Genomic DNA, 23008 nt, shown 5'->3' on the forward strand with positions numbered 1-23008 from the left:
TATTGGAATCAGGAACTTCATGGTATTGACAAATATCATAGGAGTTCAGCATGACGAGTTTTTTTGTATTTGCATGACAGAGCTTGTTAGGCATCCGTATTACAGTTTTTTAGGCATAGTGTTATTTCAAAGTTATACTGTCATTCCGAACTTGTTTCGGAATCTATGTTCTGCCCCAGTACAGATGCTGAAACGAGTTCAGCATGACGAGGTTTTTTTGGTATTCACATGACAGAGTTTTTTTGGCATTCGCATGACAGAGTTTTTTTGGCATTCGCATGACAGTTTTTGGGCATTTGCATGACAAAGCTTGTTGGGCATTCGCATGACAGTTTTTTGGGCATTTGCGTGTCGATAGTTTTTAGGCAGTCCCATTTTCATTTATCTGTTTTTCTTCTATAATAAACGGCATGAATCCGTTTAATGATGAAAAAATTGTCATACAGGGAGCGCGCGAGCACAACCTGAAAAATATCAATGTGGAAATTCCGCGCAATGCCCTTGTTGCCATAAGCGGACTTTCAGGCAGCGGCAAATCTTCGCTTGCATTTGACACTCTTTTTGCAGAAGGTCAGCGCAGATATATGGAAAGCCTTTCTTCCTACGCAAGGCAGTTTCTGGGAAGAATGGACAAGCCGGATGTTGACTTGATTACAGGGCTTTCCCCCGCAATTTCCATAGAGCAGAAAACCACGCATAAAAATCCGCGCTCAACAGTGGGCACGGTCACTGAAATATACGACTATTACCGTCTTTTGTATGCAAGAATAGGCAAGGCGCATTGCCCTTCATGCGGCCGCGAAATCAAGGAGCAGTCTGTAGACCAGATTATAGACACAGTGCTTTCATGGTCACAGGGAACAAAGCTCACGGTTCTTTCGCCCGTTATCCGCGGAAAAAAAGGCGAGCACCAGAAAGTGCTGGAAGATGCCCGCAGGTCAGGCTTTGTGCGCGCCCGCATTGACGGTCTTATGGTGGAGCTTGAAGATTCCGTAAAGCTTGACAAGCAGAAAAAGCACACAATAGAAATTGTAGTTGACCGCATTGTGCTCAAGCCGGAAGTAAGAAAGAGGCTCGCTGATTCAGTTGAAACCGCGCTCCAAAGTTCAAACGGCGTTATAATAGTTCTCCGCCGCGTAAACAAAACAGATGAAGTGTACAAGAGCATTGTGGAGGAGCTTTCGGCGAAGGGCAAGGCGGTGGACACTTCCGCTGATTATATTGAAGAGGAGGTTTTCTTTTCACAGAAGAATGCCTGCCCCGACTGCGGAATTTCCATACCTGAGCTTCAGCCGCGGATGTTTTCGTTCAACAATCCGTTTGGTGCCTGCCCCGACTGCACCGGCTTGGGTGAAAAAATGGAATTCGACAAAACCCTGATTGCGCCGGACACTTCGCTTTCGTTCAATGAATACGGAATTTCTTCCTATAATCCTGAAACTGCCTGGAACCGCTCGATGTTCGAAGCCGTGGCAAAGGAAGGCGGCTTTACGCTTGAAACACCGCTCAGGGAGCTTACCAAAAAGCAGAGCGATTTTCTGTGGAACGGTGATTCTGAAAAAAGCATAAAGTGGGTTTACAAAAAGCAGAGCGGCGAGGGAACAAGCACATACAACCGTCCGTGGCCTGGAATACTTGGCGATATGCGGCGGCGGTACAATGAAGCCTGGGGAGAAAACGCCCGGGAGTCTCTGGAAAAATATATGTCGCACAAGGAATGTGCTTCCTGCGGCGGCAAAAGGCTCCGGCCTGAAGCTCTGGGCGTAACTGTCGGCGGAAAAAATATCTGGAGCCTCACAGAGCTTTCTGTTGCGGACAGCATTGAATTTTTTGAAAAGCTCAGTCTTTCTGAAACGGAAAAGAAAATCTCGGCGCAGATTCTAAAGGAAATACAGTCGCGGCTTGCCTTTCTAAAAAACGTGGGGCTTGAATATCTTACGCTTCAGCGGTCGGCGGCGACCCTCAGCGGCGGAGAGGCCCAGCGCATAAGGCTTTCAACGCAGATAGGCTCCGGGCTTACAGGCGTTATGTACATTCTGGACGAGCCTTCTATAGGACTTCACCAGCGCGACAACCAGCGGCTCATAGATTCCCTGCTTTACCTGCGGAACCTGGGGAACACGGTTATTGTTGTGGAGCATGACGAGCAGACCCTGCTCACCGCAGACTACCTTGTTGATATCGGCCCCGGCGCAGGTGTGCACGGCGGAACAGTGATGGCGGCAGGTTCTCCTGAGCAGGTTATGAAAGTGCCGGAAAGCCTTACGGGGCAGTATCTTGCCGGAAAAATCAGAATGGAAATTCCTTCGCAGCGGCGTCCCGGCAACGGAGGCTTTATAAAAATTCAGGGCGTTACAGAGCATAACCTCAAGAACGTGGGCGTTGAAATTCCGCTTGGAGCTTTTACATGCATAACGGGAGTTTCAGGCAGCGGAAAATCCACCCTGCTGAATGATGTGCTTTTTCCTGCAATCAGCAATGCCATTATGAAGAGCGAGCTGTCTGTGGGCGCGTATAAAAAGATTTCGGGGCTTGAAAACATAGACAAGGTGATAAGCATAGACCAAAGCCCTATCGGGCGCACGCCGCGGAGCAACCCTGTTACATACATCGGGGTTTTTGACAGAATCCGCGAGCTGTACGCAAATATTCCGGAGGCAAAGGCAAAGGGCTACAGAAACGGACGCTTTTCGTTCAATGTAAAGGGCGGAAGGTGCGAGGCCTGCCAGGGAGCCGGAACTCTGACTATTGAAATGAATTTTCTGCCTGATGTTTTTATTCCCTGCGATGTCTGCCACGGAAAAAGATTCAATCAGGAAACGCTGGACATTCTTTACAAGGGAAAATCCATAAGCGATGTTCTTGACATGACGATTGAAGAGGCGGCGGACTTTTTTGCAGGAATTCCGCACATTGCGCGCAAGCTTGAAACTCTGAAGAGCGTGGGGCTGGGCTATATTCAGCTTGGGCAGAATGCGCTTACCCTCAGCGGCGGAGAGGCGCAGCGTGTAAAGCTTGCTTCGGAGCTTTCGCGTCCTTCCACGGGAAAAACCTTGTATATTCTTGACGAGCCTACAACAGGGCTTCATTTTGTTGACATAAAGCAGCTCATGGGCGTAATCCAAAAGCTTGTGGACAAGGGAAATTCTGTTGTGATGATAGAGCATAACCTTGATGTAATCTGTCAGGCGGACTACATTATTGACCTTGGCCCGGAAGGCGGCTGCGGCGGCGGAACGGTTATTGCCACGGGAACTCCAGAGCAGGTTGCACAGGTCAGCGGAAGCTACACAGGCAAGTATGTGGGTATGCTGCTTGAACGTGAGCGCGGGCGAAGCAGGCTTGTTTAAAAAATGTCCTTTGGCTGTTCTTTTTTTAAAAATGGAAAATGCCTCTTTATTTTTGCCGCTCTGTTTTTCTTGACGGCGTTTTGCGCTGCGGAAGAATCCGGTGAAAAAAAAGAAAAGACTGTTACTGTTGTAACAATCATAGGCGCGGACTATTCCGATTATAAAAAGAACGAAGGAACAGGCGAGGATGAAATTCACCTTGCGGGAAACGTAAAGCTTTCTATAGAAAAAGAAAAGTCTCGGACAGAAATAAGAGCTGATAATGTAACTTTCAACCGCTCCACGCAGATGCTTTATGCACAGGGCAGCGTGGAAATTGTAAAGCACACTTCGGAAAACGACACGCAGAATATTTTGGCTTCAACCGTTCTGCTCAACACCAGCACAATGGAAGGAATTTTTGACGGCGGCCGGATCGTGAATGTCGGCAACGGTGCTTTGAATCTTCCTTCTGATTCAACTATGATTGTCGCCTCTGAAATTTTTGGAAGGGACTCTTCAGGCTCTGTGACTTTTAAAAATGCCTCGCTTACTTTCTGCGATGACGATGATCCGCACTGGCGCATAAAGGCTTCCAGAATCTGGCTTCTTCCCGGCAGCGAGTTTGCGTTTTTTAATGCGCTTGTGTACGTGGGAAAAATTCCTGTGATGTATCTTCCTGTGTTTTATTATCCCAAGGACGAGCTTTTGTTCAATCCTGCGTTTGGCTACGATGAGCGGCTGGGATATTATTTTCAGACAACAACGTATCTTGTTGGAAGAAAGCCGCTTGAAGCCAAAACAGATTCCGGCTCGGAGGACAGCCTTTCGGATGGACTTGGAAGCTTTATGCGACCCTCGGTTCTCAAGGAGCAGAAAAGGGAAGGGCTTGTTCTTCATAACCTTGATGAAAACTACAAGGGAAGCACCGACAACTATCTGAAATTCATAGCGGACTATTACGCCAACCTTGGATTTTCAACAGGGTTTTCTGGCATGTACAAACCTTCTTCTTCCGAGTACATTTCTTCTATTAAAGCCGGCGCGCAGATTGCTTTTACAAACACTGTCTTTTATTCCGGCGGAAAATACACCCCGTATTCTTCGGAAGGAAAAGTCGAGCGCGATGAATCAAGCTTCCTTGGATTTTCTGCTCCCTTCCGATATTCAGGTCGCCTGAAGATGAACATAAAGAAGCCCTTTGTCTTTAATCTTTCCATGCCGTTTTACAGCGATCCGTTTTTTACAGAGGACTTTGAAAACCGCTCTGAATATCTTGACTGGATTCATTTTCTTCTTGGAGAGGTTGAAACAGATGACAACGACACAGAGGACACTTCCGCCCAGACTTCCTCGTTTGAATGGAAGGCGGATGCTTCCTATTCTTTTCCGCTGCCTGGCTCTGTGAAGCCGTTTATAAATAATCTTTCGATTACTAATCTTTCCGCGGATATATCATTTAACTCCAAGTCGCGCTCTGATGATGATTTCTACATGGCGGATATTGACTGGCGCACGTACAGCCCGGAGCGTTCGTTCTTCTATCCGTATCAGGTTGTGCCGTTCAAGATTTCGGCAAAGATTGAAGGAACGATTTTTGAATATCCGTCCGACACCAGCATAAAGAAATTCGATTCTCCTTCATTCGCCTCCGACCTTGAAATTCCGGACGAGCTGAAGTCCCCGAAAGACAGTGCCGCCCAGGACGAAAATTCAGACAAGGATTCGGACAAAAACAGCGATGCTCTTTCTTTTTCTATGCAGGAGCTTGAGCCGAAGATAAAAAAATCTGACATTGAAATAAAGGGAATTGAATACAAGCTGGGCTATTCAATAGTTCCGCAGTTTACTTCCCAGCTCAACTATAATTCATCTGAGCTGAAGCAGGCCTCGGACTTTGACTGGAGCAATTTTTATTCTACATATTATCAGGTGAAAATTCCTACTACGATTTCAAGCGAACTTGAATACAGGGAGCCGTTCCTTTTGTCAAAAAACGATTTTACGTTCAATCCGATTTACCAGGAGCATCCCGTGCTTGACGGCTACACTTCAGAAAGCTCAAAAAATGCGGTCAAGCTTTCCGACTACAATGCAAGAAAACTGGATCTTATAAACGACAATACTTTTTCTGTAAAGCCGCTTGCCTATTCCAGGGTTTTCAGGGAATCGTGCATTTCATGGAAATCTTCCGTAAAGCTTGTGAAAACTGAATTTATCGGGGATGCGGAAAAGCCTGAATGGAACTATGCGGTTGCAAAGCTGACAGACGAAGAGGCTGTAACCCTTCACACACTGAGCGCAAAGCTCGCCGCGCAGGAAAGCGATGATTTTTCCCAGGCGTTTACGGTGACTTCAAATCTTCCGCCGCAGCTTGATGAATACACTTTCAACGCCTCCCTGAAATTTCCGCACGCAAGCCTTTCCGCGGAGCTTGGAATTCAGCAGGAAAACGAAGACACCGACAATTTTGTGTGGAATCCGTTCAAGCAGTCCGCCTCGCTGAAATTTCTAAACGGCGATATTGTGATTTCTGAATCCTTTAACTATGAAATGGAAGAAAAGCACTCGGACTCTATGAAGCTTTCTTTTTCGTGGAAGGATTTTCAGGTGTCGTATATAATGCAGTACACAACGTGCTACGACTTTGATATAAACGAAGGCTGGGTTGCCAAGGAGGACAAGAAATTTGTTCCGTATACACTGAGCTTTGCCTATGCTTCGTCCGCAAAGAATTTCCGCTACTGGAAAAAGCGCATAACCTGGGCGCCGTCGCTGACCACAGGACTTGTGTATGACTGCGTGCGCCCGACATCCAGCTACTTTCGCTTTGTGCCGGCGATGACTTTTAAAATCTACGATGCCTTTGATTTAACCTTCAGCGCGGAAACACAGAATGATGTTGTATTTAGATATTTCCAGCGGTTTACAAAGTATGACGGAATCATTTCCGGAGAAGAAAATATGTTTAAAGACCTGTGGAATTCGTTTTCGTTCTGGGGCGACGGAGATTTCTATGATTCAGACCAGATAAAGCGCCGCTCTTCTGGATTCAAGCTGAAAACTTTGAAAGTGAGCATAACAAGAAATCTGCATGACTGGGATATGTCAGGCTCTATTTCGTTCAAGCCGCGCATTGTTACAGACGGAAGTGGAAACAAGAAATATGATTATCATCCTTATATAACTTTTGCTATTTCATGGCATCCTATTCCGAGTTTTAGGACAGAAGTTATTGACGAATACGGAGAATGGCAATTACAATAATATAAGCTGCGTTTTTGCTTTTCCGCGGAAACGCTGTTGAAAAACTTGAAGCGGTTGAATGTTGCTTTGTTTTTTTTGTGCGGAGGATTTGATACCCAGTCGCTTGCGTCGTATAAGGGTTAAAATCAGGCTGCAATATTTTCTAAGAACCAGCATACCTCGCTGCTTATGGCGAGATTGTTGTTTGAAATAGTGTAAGCGGCATTTTAAGGTTGTCTTGGGAAACTTTGTTTTTTTGAGATTTCCTGTTGCCGATACTGATTTTTTTTATTAGCTTTTTACAGGAGGTGCGTAATGGCTGAAGAAAATACCAATGATGAAAACACTTCTTCCCGCAAGAAGGAGCTGGCAAAGACACTCAAGGAGTATCTTGACAAGGGAATTGAAGTTTCAAAAAAAGGAGTTAAGACAGCTGGCGTTGCAATAAGCGAATTCGGTGACAAGTCCGTGAACCGCATTGACATTGTTCAGCTGAAAAGCCGCCTGGACAAAAAATACCAGGAGCTTGGACACGCGGTTGCAGAGCAGCTTGAAAATGAAAGCAGTGTTTCAAAGGATTCCCTTGTGGTTTCTGAAAAGCTTGCCGCAATAAAGGAGCTTAAAGAAAAAATCCATGAGCGTGAAATTGCTTTGGAAAAATACAAGAAATAGCCTGTCTTTGCCGGAACACTGAATATTTCCTCATTTGGATTATTCAGTGTTTGCTCAGGAAATTCCCTCATTTATATACGGCTCTAAAAATCCCCTGTCTGTTTTTTTTAGATTGCAGCCCGTGCTCTGGCTTGTCTGCCCTGAACTTAATCTGATTGTTGCCGCTACTTTCGGCATTGTTTCGTGCCTTGTATATGCGCTGAAAGGCAAATAAAAATTCCACAGAAATTCCACAAAACCCTCCAATTCATTCCACAAAATAAGTTTATATTTTTCTTAAACAAAGCTCAGTGCTCTGTCAGGGCAGCTTTGTAAAACTTTTTTGTGAGGTGAATTTTATGAAAAAGAAATTACTGATTATTGCAGGCTTCTGTCTGCTTGGTTCTGCTGTTTTTGCAGAAAATGCACTTTTTGGCTGGCAAAAAGGTTTGAGTGAAAATTCAGTCCGCCACAAGGTTTTTGAAAAAGTTTCGTCTTTTGCGACAGATTCAGAACGCGAATCTTATATGCAGGCAAACGGAATCGGAGGCGACGGACCGTACCACAATGCAGAGCATTTGGACACTCCTGGCTACGACTCAAAAGAAATGAAGGCTTTGCAGGAATCTTTTAAAAAGGCAGACCTTTCAAAAATGTCTGATGAACAGCGTGCAGAATTCTACAAAAAATTAAAGAAATAGTTTTTACAGGGCGGTTTTTTGTCTTTAGCAAATTGAAAGCAAAGGCCGCCTTGTCTTTTTTGATTTTATTTTTGACTCTAATTTTAAAAGGAGAATTTTTTATGAAGATTTTAAAAACAAGTCTGGCAGGTAAACTTCCTGCAATTTTTATATCAGCCGTTTTGCTTGCAGGGTGTTCTTCCGAAAAAAAGACGGCGTATGAATATGCAACAGTAACACGCGGTTCTATTGAAAATTCTTTAAGTGCCGTGGGAACTGCGGAAGCGGAAAGTTCGATTATCATACAGTCACCGGTGAGCGGAATTGTTGACGAGATTTTTGTTGATGCAGGTGATACTGTAAAAAAAGGTCAGCTGCTTTTGAACGTCAACTCAACGGGAAATCCGAACGACAAAAGAATTACGCCTGTGTATTCGGCAGTGGACGGAGTGGTTTTTGCACGGAGCGTTAATGTCGGCTCAAGCCTTTTGGGGCGCGGTTCTCCGGCGGCAACATCACTTTTTACGATTGTAAGCGGAACTGACGTTTTAAATATAACGGCGCAGATTGCAGAACTTGACATTTCAAAAATTAAAAAAGACCTTCCTGTGGCGGTGAATTTTCAGGCAATGGGCGGAAAAACTTTTTTTACAAAGGTCAGTGAAATTTTACCGATGGCAACTCTCGGCGATGTAGTAAGCTACACTGTTCATGCAAAAATCAATAACGGCGAAAAACTCCTGCGCCCGGGAATGACTTGTTCACTCAAATTCATAATCGAAAAAGAAGAAAATGTTTTGTGCGTTCCGAACGGGGTACTTCGTTTTGTTCCAGAAAATGCCGAACTTCTGCCAGACGGTACAGTACAAATAAAATCTGCTGAAAAGAAAAAGGCTTCTTCAAGTTCAGCATCTTCAAGCGTAACGCAGGCACTCACAGGCAAAGGCTCAAATCCAAGCGGTAAAAAAGGAAATCCTTACGGACACCCTACAGGCGAAGTTTCGTTTGCCGACCAGTCAGAAAAATCCGAAGCAGACAAAACCGCCGGCGAAGAAAACAAAAACGTAAAGACACTTTGGTACACAGACGAGGACGGAAAGCTTTGTGCAGTTCAAGTTGCGGCAGGAATTTCTGACGGAATAAAAACAGCCGTTACGCCACTTTCGTCTGACGTAAATCTTGACGGACTGAAAGTTATTTTGCGTGAAGCAGAATAATTTTTTTACGCGCACTTTACGGAGTTTTTATGGAAAAAATTTTGGAAAAAGAAAACCTTGTCATTTTGCTGAAAAACATTCACAGGATTTATCAGCCGGGAAACGTTGCCGCACTGTCAGGCATAAATCTTGAAATTCAAAAAGGCGAGTTTGTTGCGGTGATGGGACATTCCGGCTCGGGAAAATCTACGCTTTTAAATATTCTCGGTTGTCTTGACAAGGCAGACAGCGGAAGCTATGAACTTGACGGAATTGAAACTTCTGCTTTGTCTGACAAAGAATCTGCAAAAATCAGAAGTCAGAAAATCGGATTTGTGTTTCAGTCGTTCAACCTTATTTTTCGCAATTCTGCTTTGGAAAATGTGGAGCGCCCTCTTTTTTATGTAAAGGGAGTTTCGCAGAAAGAACGAAGGCAGAGGGCAGAAAACCTGCTTGCAGAAATGGGACTTGAAAAACGAAAAGACCACCTTCCAAACCAGCTTTCAGGCGGTCAGCAGCAGAGAGTTGCGATTGCCCGGGCGATGATAAACAATCCGTCGTTCATTCTTGCTGACGAGCCGACAGGAAACCTTGATACAAAAATGTCAGAAGAAATAATGAAGCTTTTTCAAAATCTGAACAGGCAGGGAAAGACTATTGTAATGGTCACTCACGAGCGCGAGTATGCGGAATTCTGTAACCGCATCGTAACGCTAAAAGACGGAACTGTCATCAGCGACGAAAAAATTCAGCATTGACAGAAGGGCGCAAAAACTTTTTAAGGGGAAAAAAAATGACTTTAAAAGACACTTTTAAAATCTGCGTTCAGTCTTTGACACGCAACAAAATGAGAAGTTTTCTTACTTCGCTTGGAATTATCATCGGAATGGCAAGCGTAATCATAATGATGGCAGTAGGCGAAGGCTCTCAAAAGGAAATCGAAAAACAGATTGAAACAATGGGAACAAACTTCCTTCAGATTATGCCGCAGCATACAAAAGGCCCGGATGCAACACTTAATCCTGCCCTGCTTACAAAAACCGATTTGCAGAAAATCAAAGACGAAGCAGTTTACGTTACGGAAGTTTCGGGGGTCGTGCAGGGAAGTTTTACTGTGCGCGCAGATTCAAACAGCGGAGCGGCTTCTGTTTACGGCGTAGAAGAAAATTACGGCTTTATAAAAAACCGCGAAATCGGATACGGAAGTTTTTTTGACAAAGAAGATTGCGATGCCTTTCGCTGTGTGGCAGTCATCGGAACGGACACCGCAAATTTTCTTTTTGGCAGTGCAGAAAACGCACCCGGAAAAACTTTTCAGCTTGGAAGCAACATCTTTACTGTAAAGGGAGTTTTAAAACCTCTGGGAACAAGCGGCGGACGAAGTCAGGACGAATTAATCTGGATTCCGCTTTCAACATTTCAGGCAAGAATTTCAAACGCAGAACTCAGCAACATTTCCGTTAGCGTCCGTTCAAAAGAACTTCTTGCAAAAGCCGAAAAAGACATAACCGCAATTCTGCGTGAAGCCCACGGACTTACCGAAAAACAAAAAGACAATTTCAGCATTATGAACAGCGCCGACATTCTGGCAATGGCAAGTTCAACGGCAAAAACACTCACAACGCTTCTTGCGGCGATTGCGGCAGTTTCGCTCGTCGTCGGAGGAATAGGCATAATGAACATAATGCTCGTTTCTGTTACGGAGCGTATTCGCGAAATCGGAATTCTTATGAGCATAGGCGCGGCAAAAGGCGACGTCTTGAGCCAGTTTTTGTCAGAGGCAGCAGTGCTGAGTTTTGCAGGCGGAATTGCAGGAATTATTTTTTCACTGCTTGCCTGTTTCATGCTCGGAAAAAACGGAGTTGCCGTAAGCATAAATCCTTTTGTAATTTTTATTGCCGCCCTTATTTCTGTTCTCGAAGGAATTTTCTTTGGCTTTTATCCAGCCTGGAAAGCATCTTCGTTGCGCCCGATTGAAGCTTTGCGATTTGAGTAAATTCGGGTTATAATAAAAGCACGGTAAATGGTGAATTTGAATTATGGCAAAAATTCTAATTGCAGATGACGAAGAAGATATTTTTGAACTCATAAAAGGTTTTGCAGAACGAGAAGGAAATATTTGCGTTCATGCAAAAAACGGACAGCAGGCAGTCGAACTTTGTAAAGCGCAGAATTTTGACTTAATCATTATGGACGTGATGATGGACGAAATGGACGGCTTTACCGCCTGCAAGGAAATTTTCAAGTTCAAAAAAATCCCTGTCATAATGCTTACGGCACTGGGCGCTGAATACGACAAGCTGTACGGTTTTGACATCGGAATTCAAGACTACGTTACAAAGCCATTTTCACCGCGCGAACTTCTGGCAAGGTGCAACGTCATTTTACGGCGGTTCGGCAAAAATCCCGACAACGAAAATTCCGGCCCAAGTCAGGAAGAAATTTTTGGCAACCTAAAAATCAATAAAACGGCGCGGACAGTTTTTGCAGGCGACAGGCAGATTGAACTCAGCGTAAAAGAATTTGACATTCTCGTTTTTTTAACGGAACACAAAAATCAGGCACTTTCCAGACGGCAAATCATAGACAGCGTTTGGGGCACCGATTATTATTGTGACGACAGAACGGTGGATTGGCAGATAAAACTTTTGCGCCGTTCGCTCGGAAAAGATGCCGATTACATTCAGACCTTGCGCGGAGTCGGCTATAAATTTGCAGAAAAAAATAAATGACCTCTGACTTTAAATTTTTATATTTTGGGTGGCTTTTGGGCAGTTTGCCTCCTTCGACAGGCTTCGGAAGCAAACCACCCAAAAACAGGCTTTGCGCACTTCGCCGACTAGCCGCGGCTCATCCCTACGCTTCGCTTCGGGACTGCTTCGCAGGTGCTCCAATCCTTGCCACATCGCTCAAAGGAGAAATTTTATGAAAAAAAATTTCAGACAATACGCTAAACTTTTTTTGAGTTTTGCCGGCTTTACAATAATAATTTTTGCACTTCTGTGGATTTTTCAGACAGTATTCCTGCAAAAATTTTACAATTCAATAGACGGCACTTCTGCAAAAAATCAGACAGTCCAAATTCAGCACGGCACGGAAAATTACAGTTACCAGAGCGGTCAGCACCGCACCGAAGAGAATCAGAACAAGACGATAAAAAATCCCTACCTAGAAGAGAAGTTTCTTTCGCAGACAAAAACGGTTCTCCAAGTTCAGCTTGTAATTGCAGTTTTTGTTTCGCTTGTATTGTCATTCATTTTTTCAATAATTTTGAGCGGACGGCTTTCCGACGAAAAATTGCAGAAAGCACGCCTCGAACTTCTGGCGAATGTTTCGCACGATTTACGAACGCCCCTCACACTCATAAAAGGCTATGCCGAAAACATCGCCGAGTTTTCCTGCAAAGAAGAAGAACTTTGCAAACGCGACGTAAAAATAATTATCCGCGAAACAGACAGGCTTTCAAATCTTGTGAACGACATTCTGGAATATTCGTTCGTTCAGGACAAGGCGGCAGTTTTAAAAAACGAAAATTTTGACCTGTCACAACTCGCAAAAGAATGTGCCGTTCAGTTCGGTGCAAAAGTTGAATGTGTTTGTGTTATGGAAGAAACCGACCAAACCGAAAACGCCTTCACCGTAAAAGGCGACAAAAAACAGCTTTCCCGCGTAATCTATAATTTCCTCGACAACGCAATCCGCCACAGTCCGAACGAAGAAAAAGTCTGCCTGACGATTTGCAAAACAGGAATGAAAAAAAACAGCGTGCGCCTTAGCGTTCAAAACTTTGGCGAACCGATAAAAAAACAGGACATTCCGCTCGTCTGGGACAGATACTTCACCGCATCAAAACGCCGTGCCACAGGCGAAAAATCAGGACTAGGACTTGCCATCGCAAAAGGCATCCTCGAAAATCAAACCACAGATTACGGCGTTTCCAGCGACGAAAAAAACGGCACGGTGTTTTGGTTTGAAATGAAAAATGCTTTTATTACAAGCAGACAATCTGTGCAAAATTTGCTAAAATAAAACAATGAGCAAATACGAAAAACTCTGGCTTTATCTAAAAACGCAAACCTCTCAAAAAATCACGCTGACCTACGATGAAATCGAAAAAATTGCCGGCGTCCCCATCGACCATTCATTTTTAACTTACAAAAAAGAACTTTCAGATTTCGGCTGGCGCGTTCAGAAAATTTCTATGAAAAACAAAACTGTTGCATTTGAAAAAATCGTAGAGTGATGAAGATTTTTCTGATTTTTTCAAGCACTGTATGAACCATTCTTTTTGAGTGGATTTTGCGAGAAATGATTTGCAAACTCGTGGTTTCGTTTTCGCTTCATTAAGTCTTTTATAAAATAGAATTTATTTGTTCTGGATTTTCATTCAACAGTTCCGTAATTCTTACAGCCACAATCCAATTCCCGGGTTTCTTCATCTTATTCATACTATAAAAAGATTGATAATAAACTATTTTTGAGATAGTATTCTATTAACATATCATGGAGTTTTTATGAATATTAATTACATTAAACAAAAAAGAACAAAAATTTGTGGACTTGTTTCAATTCTTCTGCTTTTTCTGTCGATAATTCTGCTTTTGATTGATTTTGCAACTGACAGCAAAATTGATTCATTTTTTATAGGATCTTTATCTCTGACTTTTTCCCTTGTATTTGCAATTATAGGTATTATAAAAGGAAACAGAGAATCGCTTGGCTATGTACTCAGCTTTCCTTCTGTTATTATAAACATAGCGTTTTATGCTTTGTTCTTTCTGGTAGCATTTACTGAAAAACCGAAAGAATCATCTGACAGCAAGCCGAACTTTGCACTTTATAAGATTATTGCAGTAGATTATATGTATCAATATGACTGGAAGGGATATGAAAGCACCTGCTATAGACGAAAGGCACCATCTCCCGCTTCGGCATTTTTTGCCCTGTGTGAGGCATACGGATTTTTTGACAAAAAAGAACCGGGGAATTATTGGGAAGGCTGTCTGATGGCTTTGCTTGACGGATTTTACTACACGACAAAAGAAGATTCTGTTTCAAATGGTCCATATTATACGGTAATGGAATATTTTCAGGGCAGTGGCTATAACACATTTCATTTTTGGAATGAAACTTTGGATCCTGACGAGGAAATCTACAGAATAATTATCCAGGATGATTATCATCAGAATAAAAAGATTTTTGAGTGTAATGCAAAAACAGGAATTGTAAGGTATGCAGAAAATTCTGGAAAAAAATATTCAACCCCGGAACTTGAAAAGCAGCTTGAGCGCAATTATCTTCTGTATTCCAGTGCCATATATTATTCAACATATAAGGATGATAACTGGAATGAAGAATACCAAGAGAAGAACTTCCGCATAATAGCGGATCAAATCGGTATGGACTATGATGCATTTATCAAAGATGTAAAAGAGGAAGGGTCTAGTTCAGCAATATTATTTTACAAACGTATGAAAAAATCCTTCGATACTTATTCTGCTTCAGAAATCTCAGACTTTCATATTGCGCTCTTCTCCAATTGTCTTCATAAAAAAATACGCATGGATGTACTGTGATTTTATAAAAGTCAAATTTTTTCTTCCCCTTGATTTTTTTCCGCATTTTTGACAAAATTCTTTTATAAGAAAACTCTAAGAGCTTTTTTAGTTTTTAGAGTTTTCTTTAATATAAGCGTGTGGTTGTGAGCTTTAACATCGAACCGAAAAGAAAGTTCCGCCGCCGTGCCAATCTGTCGACCGCAAAAAGTGCGCGTGCCGGAGTTTTCAAAAACTTTTTCAGGAGCTGCACTCTTTTATGGAACAGTCTGTAGAATCACAAAATCAAAACAATTTTCTTGTAACACAAAGCGTCGGAACGCTTATGCGCAAGTACGCGCTTCCCTGCATTATCTCGCTTCTGGTTGCCGCGCTTTACAACATCGTTGACCAGATTTTCATCGCGAATGCAAGTTATCTCGGCTCATACGGAAACGCCGCAAACACAGTTGTCTTTCCGCTCACAGTCGTAGCGCTTGCAGTTGCCGTAATGATTGGTGACGGAACGTGCGCATTCGTGAGCATAAGTCTTGGCGCAAACGAAAGCGAAAAAGCACACCGCGCCGTAGGAAACGCAGTCGCACTCTGCATCGTAGCAAGCCTTGTCCTCACGGCAGTCTATCTTATTTTTCAGGACGGAATAATTACGTTTTTCGGCGGAAGGGTAAACGCAGAAACGTTCCACCATTCAAAGGAATATTTTTTCTGGATTACGGTCGGGCTTCCGTTCTATATGTTCGGGCAGGCAGTAAACCCGATTATCCGCTCGGACGGAAGTCCTAAGTTTGCGATGTTCAGCACGGTTTCAGGCGCAGTCGTGAACATTATCCTTGATCCGATTTTTATTTTCGTTTTCCGCTGGGGAATGATGGGAGCCGCCATTGCAACTGTTCTTGGTCAGGTTCTGACTGCCGTTCTTGCCGTGTGGTACTTATGCAGGATGAGAACTGTCCGCCTTTGCAGGAAAAGTTTTTGCCCTAAGTTCAGCATAATCAGAAAATTTCTTGCGCTCGGAATTACGAGTTTTCTTTCACAGATTTCGCTCGTTGCGGCGATGGCGGCAATTCAGAATATGTGTACAAAATACGGCGCGCGCGATGAAATATTTTCTCAGCCTCAGTATGCGCAGATTCCGCTTGCCGTTCTCGGAATCGTAATGAAATTCTTTCAAATCGTAATTTCAATCGCAGTCGGCTGTGCGGCAGGATGTATTCCTGTTGCAGGCTACAATATCGGAGCAGGCAGGAAGGACAGGGCAAAAAAACTGTTCACCTATCTGCTTTTGACGGAAGCGGCAGTCGGCGCAGTTGCCCTCATCATCGTAGAAGTTTTCCCTCACGCGCTCATCGGAATTTTCGGTGCGGCAAACGAAAGCGCATACTACACGGATTTTGCAGTAAAGAGTTTCCGCGTCTATTTGTGTATGATGATTTTTGCAACGGTCAACAAGGGAACGTTCATCTATCTTCAGGCACTCGGAAAAGCCGCCGCATCAACGTTCATTTCGCTTACGCGAGAACTTATCTTCGGCGTTGGATTTGCAATTCTTCTTCCGACATTCTGGGGATTGAACGGACTTCTCGTTTCGTTCCCGATTTCAGACACGCTGACATTCATCATTGCTGCATTCATCATAAGAAAAACATATAAGGAGCTGGAATAGTTATGAAAACAGAAAACAAATACAGAATAATCGCAATCAGCCGGCAGTTCGGAAGCGGCGGGCGAACTATCGGAAAACTTCTTTCCGAACAGCTTGACATTCCCTGCTATGACCGGGAAATAATTTCGCAGGTTGCAAAGGAAAGCGGCTTTGCAGAATCGTACGTCGAAGAAAAAGGCGAATACGGTTCGTCTGACAAAGCTGCCGGAATGTTCATCAACAGAAGCTGCTATACTTCCGCCTCGAACGAAGACACAATCTGGAATTTCCAGACAAAGTTCATCACCGAACACGCCGAAAAAGAACCGTGCGTAATCATCGGGCGCTGTGCCGACTACATTCTGCGTAACCGCCCGGACGTCCTGCGCGTATTCATTCATGCCGATATGGAAGAACGAATAAAGCGCATTACGGAAGTTTACAAAATCAGCGGCGACGACCCGAAAAAACTCCTGCACCAGAAAGACAAGCGCCGCGCCGCCTACTACCAGTTCTACACAGACATAAAATGGGGCGACACAAAGAACTTCCACATCACCCTTGACTCAAGCGCTTTCGGCATCGAAAAATGCGTTCAGATTTTAAAGACGCTTTATCTGGGTGAAAAATAATTCGGATAAAGGGAACTAAGGAAACACTGAATAAATCCTACCTGAGGATTTTTCAGTGTTAACCTTGAATGTAGCTAATTGTCCGTAAGTCAATGACTTACGGCAATTTGACGGGAAGTGCTGAGTAATCGCTTCAAGTGTTAATCAGCACTTCCCTAAACGCAAACCGCATTTCCGCTGTATTCAATGCTGAAAACTCGAAAACCTGAAAGGTTGAAAAGATGGAACAAACGGCGGAAATACGGTATATTTTTTTTATGCCGACTTCAAAAGAATACATTGACTTTATCCTTGACCAGCTTTCATCGCTTGAAGGAATTACGTTCCGCAAGATGATGGGCGAATACATTATTTACCTTAACGAAAAAATTGCCGCTTATGTTTGCGATGACAGACTGCTTGTAAAAATTACTCCGACGGCACAGAAGATGCTCCCCGGTGCGCCGGCTGAGCCGCCGTATGACGGAGCAAAAGATATGCTTCTTGTTGAGAATGTCGATGACCGGGAATTCCTTGTGAATTTGTTTAGTGCCCTTGAACCGGAGATGACGATTCCGAAGAAGAAAAAGGTGCGTAATTAGAACCCCTTTGGAAAGTGCAGTTTTTCCTTGAAATATCTGCTTTTTTGCAGAATGTAATTTCGTTTCAAGAGAGTAGTCAGAACTCCCCCAAAAAAAACTTTAAAAAACTCGATTTCTCCTATGCAGTTTTTGCTTTTTTTCCGCAATAAATAGATATGCACAAACAGGAAAAGGGGCATTGAATGGCATCTTATGAAACAGGCAAATGCGGCCTGCGCACGGAAAGACAGCCGCCGCAGTTCAACCGCCAATACCAGGACAGGCTTTTCAAGGCGATTTTCGGGCGCGAAGAACACAAGGACTGGCTACTGTCGCTTTACAACGCGCTGAACGGCTCGTCCTATACCGACCCGTCCGCAATCGAAATCAACACTATCGAAGGCATAATCTACGTAACGATGAAAAACGACATTTCGTTCTTAATCGACTCGCAGCTTAATCTGTATGAACAGCAGTCATCTTACAACCCGAATATGCCGTTACGAGGGCTGATGTATTTTTCCCAGCTATATCAGAAATACATCTCTAAACAGCGGAAAGACATTTATTCATCCGCGCTGTTGAAAATTCCCACGCCTCAGTTTATAGTAATATACACAGGCAGTACGGAACTTGACGACGTAAAGGAACTGAAACTTTCCGACTCGTTTGAAGTGCCGGATACGTCCGGCAGGTTCGAATGGACGGCGACCGTCGTAAACATAAGCAGGGGGCACAGCCTTAAGCTTCTTGAGCAGTGTCCGCCCCTGCGTGACTATGCGGTGTATGTAAGCCGCATAAAGGGAAACGTCGCTGCCGGAATGACAAAGGAAGATGCCGTAAACGAGGCTATGGAATACTCCATAGAACACAATCTTTTGAACGGCTATTTCCTAGAGCAGAAAATGGAGGTACTGAATATGAGCCTTACAGAATTTGACCAGGAAGAGTACGACAGAAACCGTTTTGAGGAAGGAAAAGAAGCCGGTAAGCGTGATGCCGCCCTGCAGAACGCGCGGAACCTTCTTTATATGAAGCTTGGATCTATTGAGCAGATTGCGCAGGCAACACAGCTTTCTGTTGATGAGGTGCTCCACTTGCAGGAAGAAATGGGTGTCAGTGTCTGTGTAGACAGGTAAAAGCGCTGTAGGAATTTTTCAAAATAGAGTGCAAGCCGTTTTTACATCAGGAAACTTTCTGGGTGAAATATTGAAAAATATCGTCTATGCAATGTACCAGGCTGTCTTTAGGCATGTTGATTCGTTTTTCTTTTCTATATAAACTGCAAACATGATAAAAGATATCTGTGTTGTTGTTCAACCCGAAAAAGAAAAAGATGAGGAATTTATTTTCTCCCAGATTTTGCGAGAACTTGAAAAAAATAATATTCCGTTTGATAAAAAAAATATTTCTGCTGTTTTTGAAAAAAAATCAATTGATGCCCGTCGCAGAGTTGTAAAACTGTGCCTTAAATACAAGGTGTATATCGGTGAAAAGCCTCCTGCTTCATTTGATGTGCCTGAATGGAAAAATGTCTGCACAGAAAAAACTGTAGCGGTAATAGGCTCTGGTCCGGCTGGACTGTTTGGCGCGCTTAAACTTTTGGAGCATGGAATAAAGCCCGTTGTGATTGAGCAGGGCAGCAGGACTGAAAAGCGCAGGCGCGACATCGCTCTTATCAGCACATCCGGAACGGTTGACAGAAAATCCAACTACTGTTTCGGCGAGGGCGGCGCAGGAACATTCAGTGACGGAAAACTTTACACAAGAAGCAACAAGCGCGGCGATATAAATTCCATTCTGAAAATTTTAGTTCATTTTGGGGCTGATAAAAAAATTCTCACGGATGCTCATCCGCATATCGGAACTGACAAGCTTCCTGCGATTGTGAACAATATCCGGAACTTTATTATTTCCCGGGGCGGAGAATTTCTTTTTGACACTGAGTGCATTGATTTTCTTGTGGAGGAATCATGCGGAAAAAAAACAGTGCGCGGTGTAGTTGTAAAGGACAACTGCGGCGAAAAAAATATTTCTGCGGATGCGGTGCTTCTTGCGTGCGGACATTCTGCCGGCGGTATCTATTCGCTGCTTGACCGAATTTCACCTGAATCTCTTGAGCCGAAAACTTTTGCGGTCGGTGTGAGGGTAGAGCATTCGCGCTCGCTTATAGACTCAATTCAGTTTCATGGAAAAAACGAGGCCTCCCTTGGCGCTGCGGAGTACAGGCTTTCGGCGCAGATTGAAGACCGCGGTGTGTACAGCTTTTGCATGTGTCCGGGCGGCTTTGTTGTTCCAAGCGCAACCGGCCCAGGTGAAATTGTTGTGAACGGAATGTCCGCGGCAGGAAGGAACAGCAAGTGGAGCAATTCCGCTATTGTTGTTGAAATCCGCCCCGAAGATATTCCCTGTGAATTTATAAAGCAGGCTTCTCTTTCTGGAAGCGAAAAAACTGCGGGCTTGCTTTTTAGAAATCATCTTGAACGCATGGCTTTTGAAAATGGCAGCGGACAGATGGCTCCTGCGCAGCGGCTTGAGGATTTTCTTTCGCACAAAAAAAGCACCTGGCTTCCGGCTTCAAGCTATGCGCCTGGAATTGTTTCGAGTCGTCTGGATGAATGGCTTCCGGAGCATATTTCTTTCAGGCTGGACAAGGCTTTCAGAAAATTCGGAAAATCAATGCAGGGATTTGTGAGCCGTGATGCGCTTTTGATTGCCTGCGAAACAAGGACAAGCACGCCGGTTAGAATTCTCCGCGGCAAGGAAAGCTTTGAATGTGCCGGGCTGAAAAATATTTTTCCTGCCGGAGAGGGCAGCGGATATTCAGGTGGAATCGTAAGCTCCGCAATGGACGGTGAAAATGCCTGCAAGAGGATTGCGCTTCAATGGAATCTGTAGTTTTGGCGGGAGCCTCTTTTATTTTCGGGCTGGATGAAATACGGAGGGCTTTTTCTGAAATTGGGATTGAGGCTTCATTTGCCGAAATTCCTTGCATGCTGAAATACCGCGATATTCCTGAAAAAACTGAAATGGAATTCACGGAAGAAATTTCTGATGGCAGAATAGTTGTGCCTCTGTCTGAATACTGGATTTCAAAATGCATTGAAAAACGCAGCTGCATGATTTCAGAAAGAGCCATGGAGTCTTCAAGATCCAAGCGAAGGCTGTACGCTCTGATGGGCGCTGAGGCTCCTGAAATTTTCAGCACTGTTGATTCTGCGCTGAAAGTCATTGTTCAGGACGGAAAAAAAATCATCGTAAAGCCCGACGGACTTTTTTCAGGCTACGGAATAAAAGCGGTGGACAAAGGCAATGCTGAAAATCTTGAACGATATGTGTACAATGCCAGGCGTGTAAACAACCATGCGCTTTCTCTTTTTGGACTGAAAAGCGGCGAGGCTCTTGTCACTGAATATATTTGCGGCGGTGAATACAGCGCGGATGTTTTTTATTTTAAAGGCAGGGTTTCTGTTGTGCGTGTCTGTAGAAAGGAAATTGTCCTTGTCCATGACACTCCATGCACTGCTGTGTATCAGCTTGTAAATCCAGAAAAGCAAATCACAGAAGCCCTTGAAAGATGGAGCGCGATTCTGTTTGACAGCGGAAATATTTCGTTCGGGCAGTTTGATTTTATTCAAAAGGATGAGAAATTTTTTCTGCTTGATTTTGCTCCCAGGGTCGGCGGCGGAATCGACGTGCTTTTAAAAAAATGTCCGCTGAATGTCTACGCTCAGGCAGTGCGCGGCAAGACAGCATTTGCGGAAACAGGCGGCATGCTGCTTTCACAGTTTAATTATCTTCCTACACGGAGCGGAAAAATCTGTGATGACAATTACAGCCTTATGCCGGGCGAGCAGACTATTTACAAGCGGAAGGGCGACTTTGTGCCTGAGTGTCCGTCAAGCAATGCCAGCCGAGTTGCTTCCGTGATTGCGCTCCATGAATCCCCGGTAAAAAAAGAAATTCTTGATTCTCTTCTGATAGGCGAAAAAAATATTGCGTTCTGGAAAAAATAGCGGCGTTTGAATTTTCAGCTGCCAAGAAATTTTTCTTTCCAGTGCCAGAGGGGCTTTGCAAGTGAATTGCTGAACGGCTGTGTGCGGTTGAAGTCTGGAAGCCAGCTTGTGTCGTTTGTCAAGTCCTGATAGAAAAGCCATTCAAAATCGTAGGCTTCGATTATGTCGCGAAGGGTTTCGTCCTCCTGCGTGTTTATAAGGCGGTTTTCAATATTCTTCAGGGAGTCTGACCGCCACTGTTCTTCTTCCGCGCAGCTGTTGCAGAAAGGCACCGGAGTGTACTGCGACATAAGCGAAATGCAGCTTTTTCCGTCCGCGTTTTTTTTCAGCCACTCAAGAGCAAGAATTGTGTCGTCGATTTTTCCGGGAAGAGCGAGATGACGTATAATCACGCCGCGCTCTATTTTTTCTTTTTTCTCTCCGTTCAATGAAACCGTCTTAATTTTGAGCGGAAAATTTTTTATCATCCAGCTGACAGCTTTTTTTGCGCGCTCTGGATAGTCTTTTGCCATGAAAAGTTTTTCCGCCGCGTTTGAATTCAAAGTCTTGAAATCGGGAAGCCAGATGTCAACAGCGTCCTTTAAAAGCTCAAGGCTTTCAGTGGATTCGTACGCGCTTGAATTCCATGCGGCTGGAATTTTCAGGCCGGATTTTTTTGCAGCTTTCAGGAACTCTGCGATTTTTGGAATGTGATGGCTTCCTGTAACAAGATTTATGTTTTCGGCTCCGGCTTCCTGAAGCTTCAGGCAGATTTCAACAAATTCCTGTTCCCCGACATCGGCTCCTGTTTCCTGCTGGCTTATCTGGTAATTCTGGCAGAAAGAGCATTTGAGCGTGCAGCCTGTAAAAAAAACTGTTCCGCTTCCGCCAAAGACAGTAACAAGCGGCTCTTCCCCAAAGTGAAGCCCGGCCGAGGCAATCCTGAGGGAATCAGTTTCTCCGCAGAATCCTTTTTTTCCTCCTGCTCTGTTTGCTCCGCATTTTCTGGGGCATTGCATGCATTTTTTGTATAAGTTTTCTTCCATAAATTTTTTTTACATCGCCTGCTTGTCAAGAAAAACAGACATCAGGCTGTTCAGTGTTTCAAGCGGAATTCCGTCCGCCTCGCAGCTTGTAATCTGGCAAAGCTCCTTCCAGTCATTTTTGCTGAGCGCGTCTGTGAGTGAAATGTCGTTGTCGATGAGCGCCTGCATTGCGCCGAGAATTTTTATATGCTCATCTGTCGGCTCGCTGGAAATATCCGCGGAACTGCTGATGCGGCTGTTCATCCAGTAGCTGAAAAAAGCTTCTGCAAGCGGCTTCAATGATCTGTTCGCATTTGAAAACATGATTTCTATCTGAGCGCAGATTTCTTTTGCGCCGGCATTCGGGTTTTCTGCGCGGCACCGTTTTTTTATTTTCTGAACGTCTGAATAAAATTTCTGAATGTTGTCCATGAAGCATAAATATACTGTTAATTTATAAAAAGTGAAATACCTTCGCTGTGGAATTCCCCGGGGCT

The 23008-nt window shown here is 44.1% G+C and carries 20 protein-coding genes; 17 read left to right on the top strand and 3 right to left on the bottom strand.

Translation table 11 applies throughout. From position 1 onward, the window contains the following. The first annotated feature begins 410 nt into the window (after positions 1 to 410). The 3 genes from uvrA to ACI4L0_RS02575 all read left to right on the top strand — a co-directional run bounded on the left by uvrA (position 411) and on the right by ACI4L0_RS02575 (position 7247). The gene (gene uvrA / locus ACI4L0_RS02565) at positions 411 to 3350 is read left to right on the top strand and encodes an excinuclease ABC subunit UvrA (RefSeq protein ID WP_439798603.1); all 2940 of its coding nucleotides are present in this window, start codon (positions 411 to 413) and stop codon (positions 3348 to 3350) included. 3 nt (positions 3351 to 3353) lie between these two features. Next, positions 3354 to 6596 (top strand): hypothetical protein, encoded by a 3243-nt coding sequence (locus ACI4L0_RS02570; protein ID WP_439798604.1) that lies wholly within the window; start codon positions 3354 to 3356, stop codon positions 6594 to 6596. A 294-nt stretch (positions 6597 to 6890) separates the two neighbouring features. Next, on the top strand, positions 6891 to 7247 hold the full coding sequence (locus ACI4L0_RS02575; protein WP_439798605.1) for a hypothetical protein: 357 nt from the start codon (positions 6891 to 6893) through the stop codon (positions 7245 to 7247). A gap of 54 nt (positions 7248 to 7301) precedes the next feature. On the opposite strand, the gene ACI4L0_RS02580 is transcribed toward ACI4L0_RS02575, so the two are convergent. Continuing rightward, positions 7302 to 7481: a hypothetical protein gene (locus ACI4L0_RS02580; RefSeq protein ID WP_439798606.1), complete on the bottom strand. Its 180-nt coding sequence runs from the start codon at positions 7479 to 7481 to the stop codon at positions 7302 to 7304. Positions 7482 to 7585: 104 nt separating this feature from the next. Between ACI4L0_RS02580 and ACI4L0_RS02585 the strand changes: the two genes are divergently transcribed. The 14 genes from ACI4L0_RS02585 to ACI4L0_RS02650 all read left to right on the top strand — a co-directional run bounded on the left by ACI4L0_RS02585 (position 7586) and on the right by ACI4L0_RS02650 (position 21507). Next, the gene (locus tag ACI4L0_RS02585; RefSeq protein WP_439798607.1) at positions 7586 to 7927 is read left to right on the top strand and encodes a hypothetical protein; all 342 of its coding nucleotides are present in this window, start codon (positions 7586 to 7588) and stop codon (positions 7925 to 7927) included. A gap of 101 nt (positions 7928 to 8028) precedes the next feature. Next, entirely contained in the window at positions 8029 to 9123 is a 1095-nt protein-coding gene (locus ACI4L0_RS02590; protein WP_439798608.1) for an efflux RND transporter periplasmic adaptor subunit, read from the top strand. Positions 9124 to 9152: 29 nt separating this feature from the next. Continuing rightward, positions 9153 to 9860, top strand: coding sequence for an ABC transporter ATP-binding protein (locus tag ACI4L0_RS02595; RefSeq protein ID WP_439798609.1), 708 nt, complete (start codon positions 9153 to 9155; stop codon positions 9858 to 9860). A gap of 35 nt (positions 9861 to 9895) precedes the next feature. After that, positions 9896 to 11098, top strand: coding sequence for an ABC transporter permease (locus tag ACI4L0_RS02600; protein WP_439798610.1), 1203 nt, complete (start codon positions 9896 to 9898; stop codon positions 11096 to 11098). A 43-nt stretch (positions 11099 to 11141) separates the two neighbouring features. Continuing rightward, a complete protein-coding gene (locus ACI4L0_RS02605; RefSeq protein WP_439798611.1) occupies positions 11142 to 11834 on the top strand; it encodes a response regulator transcription factor in 693 nt (230 codons plus the stop codon). A 193-nt stretch (positions 11835 to 12027) separates the two neighbouring features. Next, positions 12028 to 13131: a sensor histidine kinase gene (locus tag ACI4L0_RS02610; RefSeq protein ID WP_439798612.1), complete on the top strand. Its 1104-nt coding sequence runs from the start codon at positions 12028 to 12030 to the stop codon at positions 13129 to 13131. A gap of 4 nt (positions 13132 to 13135) precedes the next feature. After that, a complete protein-coding gene (locus ACI4L0_RS02615; RefSeq protein WP_439798613.1) occupies positions 13136 to 13345 on the top strand; it encodes a hypothetical protein in 210 nt (69 codons plus the stop codon). Positions 13346 to 13616: 271 nt separating this feature from the next. Beyond that, a complete protein-coding gene (locus ACI4L0_RS02620) occupies positions 13617 to 14678 on the top strand; it encodes a hypothetical protein (protein ID WP_439798614.1) in 1062 nt (353 codons plus the stop codon). Positions 14679 to 14916: 238 nt separating this feature from the next. Then, positions 14917 to 16320 carry an MATE family efflux transporter gene (locus ACI4L0_RS02625; RefSeq protein ID WP_439798615.1) on the top strand — a complete coding sequence of 468 codons (1404 nt, stop codon included), beginning with the start codon at positions 14917 to 14919 and terminating at the stop codon, positions 16318 to 16320. 2 nt (positions 16321 to 16322) lie between these two features. Next, positions 16323 to 16931: an AAA family ATPase gene (locus ACI4L0_RS02630; protein WP_439798616.1), complete on the top strand. Its 609-nt coding sequence runs from the start codon at positions 16323 to 16325 to the stop codon at positions 16929 to 16931. A gap of 257 nt (positions 16932 to 17188) precedes the next feature. Next, positions 17189 to 17512, top strand: a complete 324-nt coding sequence (locus ACI4L0_RS02635; protein WP_439798617.1) for a TfoX/Sxy family protein — start codon at positions 17189 to 17191, stop codon at positions 17510 to 17512. A 182-nt stretch (positions 17513 to 17694) separates the two neighbouring features. Beyond that, positions 17695 to 18630: a hypothetical protein gene (locus ACI4L0_RS02640; RefSeq protein WP_439798618.1), complete on the top strand. Its 936-nt coding sequence runs from the start codon at positions 17695 to 17697 to the stop codon at positions 18628 to 18630. A 151-nt stretch (positions 18631 to 18781) separates the two neighbouring features. Further along, positions 18782 to 20389 carry an FAD-dependent protein gene (locus tag ACI4L0_RS02645; protein ID WP_439798619.1) on the top strand — a complete coding sequence of 536 codons (1608 nt, stop codon included), beginning with the start codon at positions 18782 to 18784 and terminating at the stop codon, positions 20387 to 20389. Then, complete coding sequence (locus ACI4L0_RS02650; RefSeq protein WP_439798620.1) at positions 20377 to 21507, top strand: hypothetical protein; 1131 nt, start codon at positions 20377 to 20379, stop codon at positions 21505 to 21507. Before ACI4L0_RS02645 ends, ACI4L0_RS02650 begins: the two co-directional genes overlap by 13 nt. 14 nt (positions 21508 to 21521) lie before the next feature. Here the strand turns inward: ACI4L0_RS02650 and ACI4L0_RS02655 are convergent, their stop codons facing one another. Then, a complete protein-coding gene (locus ACI4L0_RS02655) occupies positions 21522 to 22532 on the bottom strand; it encodes a radical SAM protein (protein ID WP_439798621.1) in 1011 nt (336 codons plus the stop codon). A gap of 9 nt (positions 22533 to 22541) precedes the next feature. Continuing rightward, positions 22542 to 22943 (bottom strand): hypothetical protein, encoded by a 402-nt coding sequence (locus ACI4L0_RS02660; RefSeq protein ID WP_439798622.1) that lies wholly within the window; start codon positions 22941 to 22943, stop codon positions 22542 to 22544. Positions 22944 to 23008: the final 65 nt, after the last annotated feature.

Origin of the sequence: Treponema sp. (genome assembly GCF_051883275.1) — a bacterium.
Classification (GTDB): domain Bacteria; phylum Spirochaetota; class Spirochaetia; order Treponematales; family Treponemataceae; genus Treponema_D.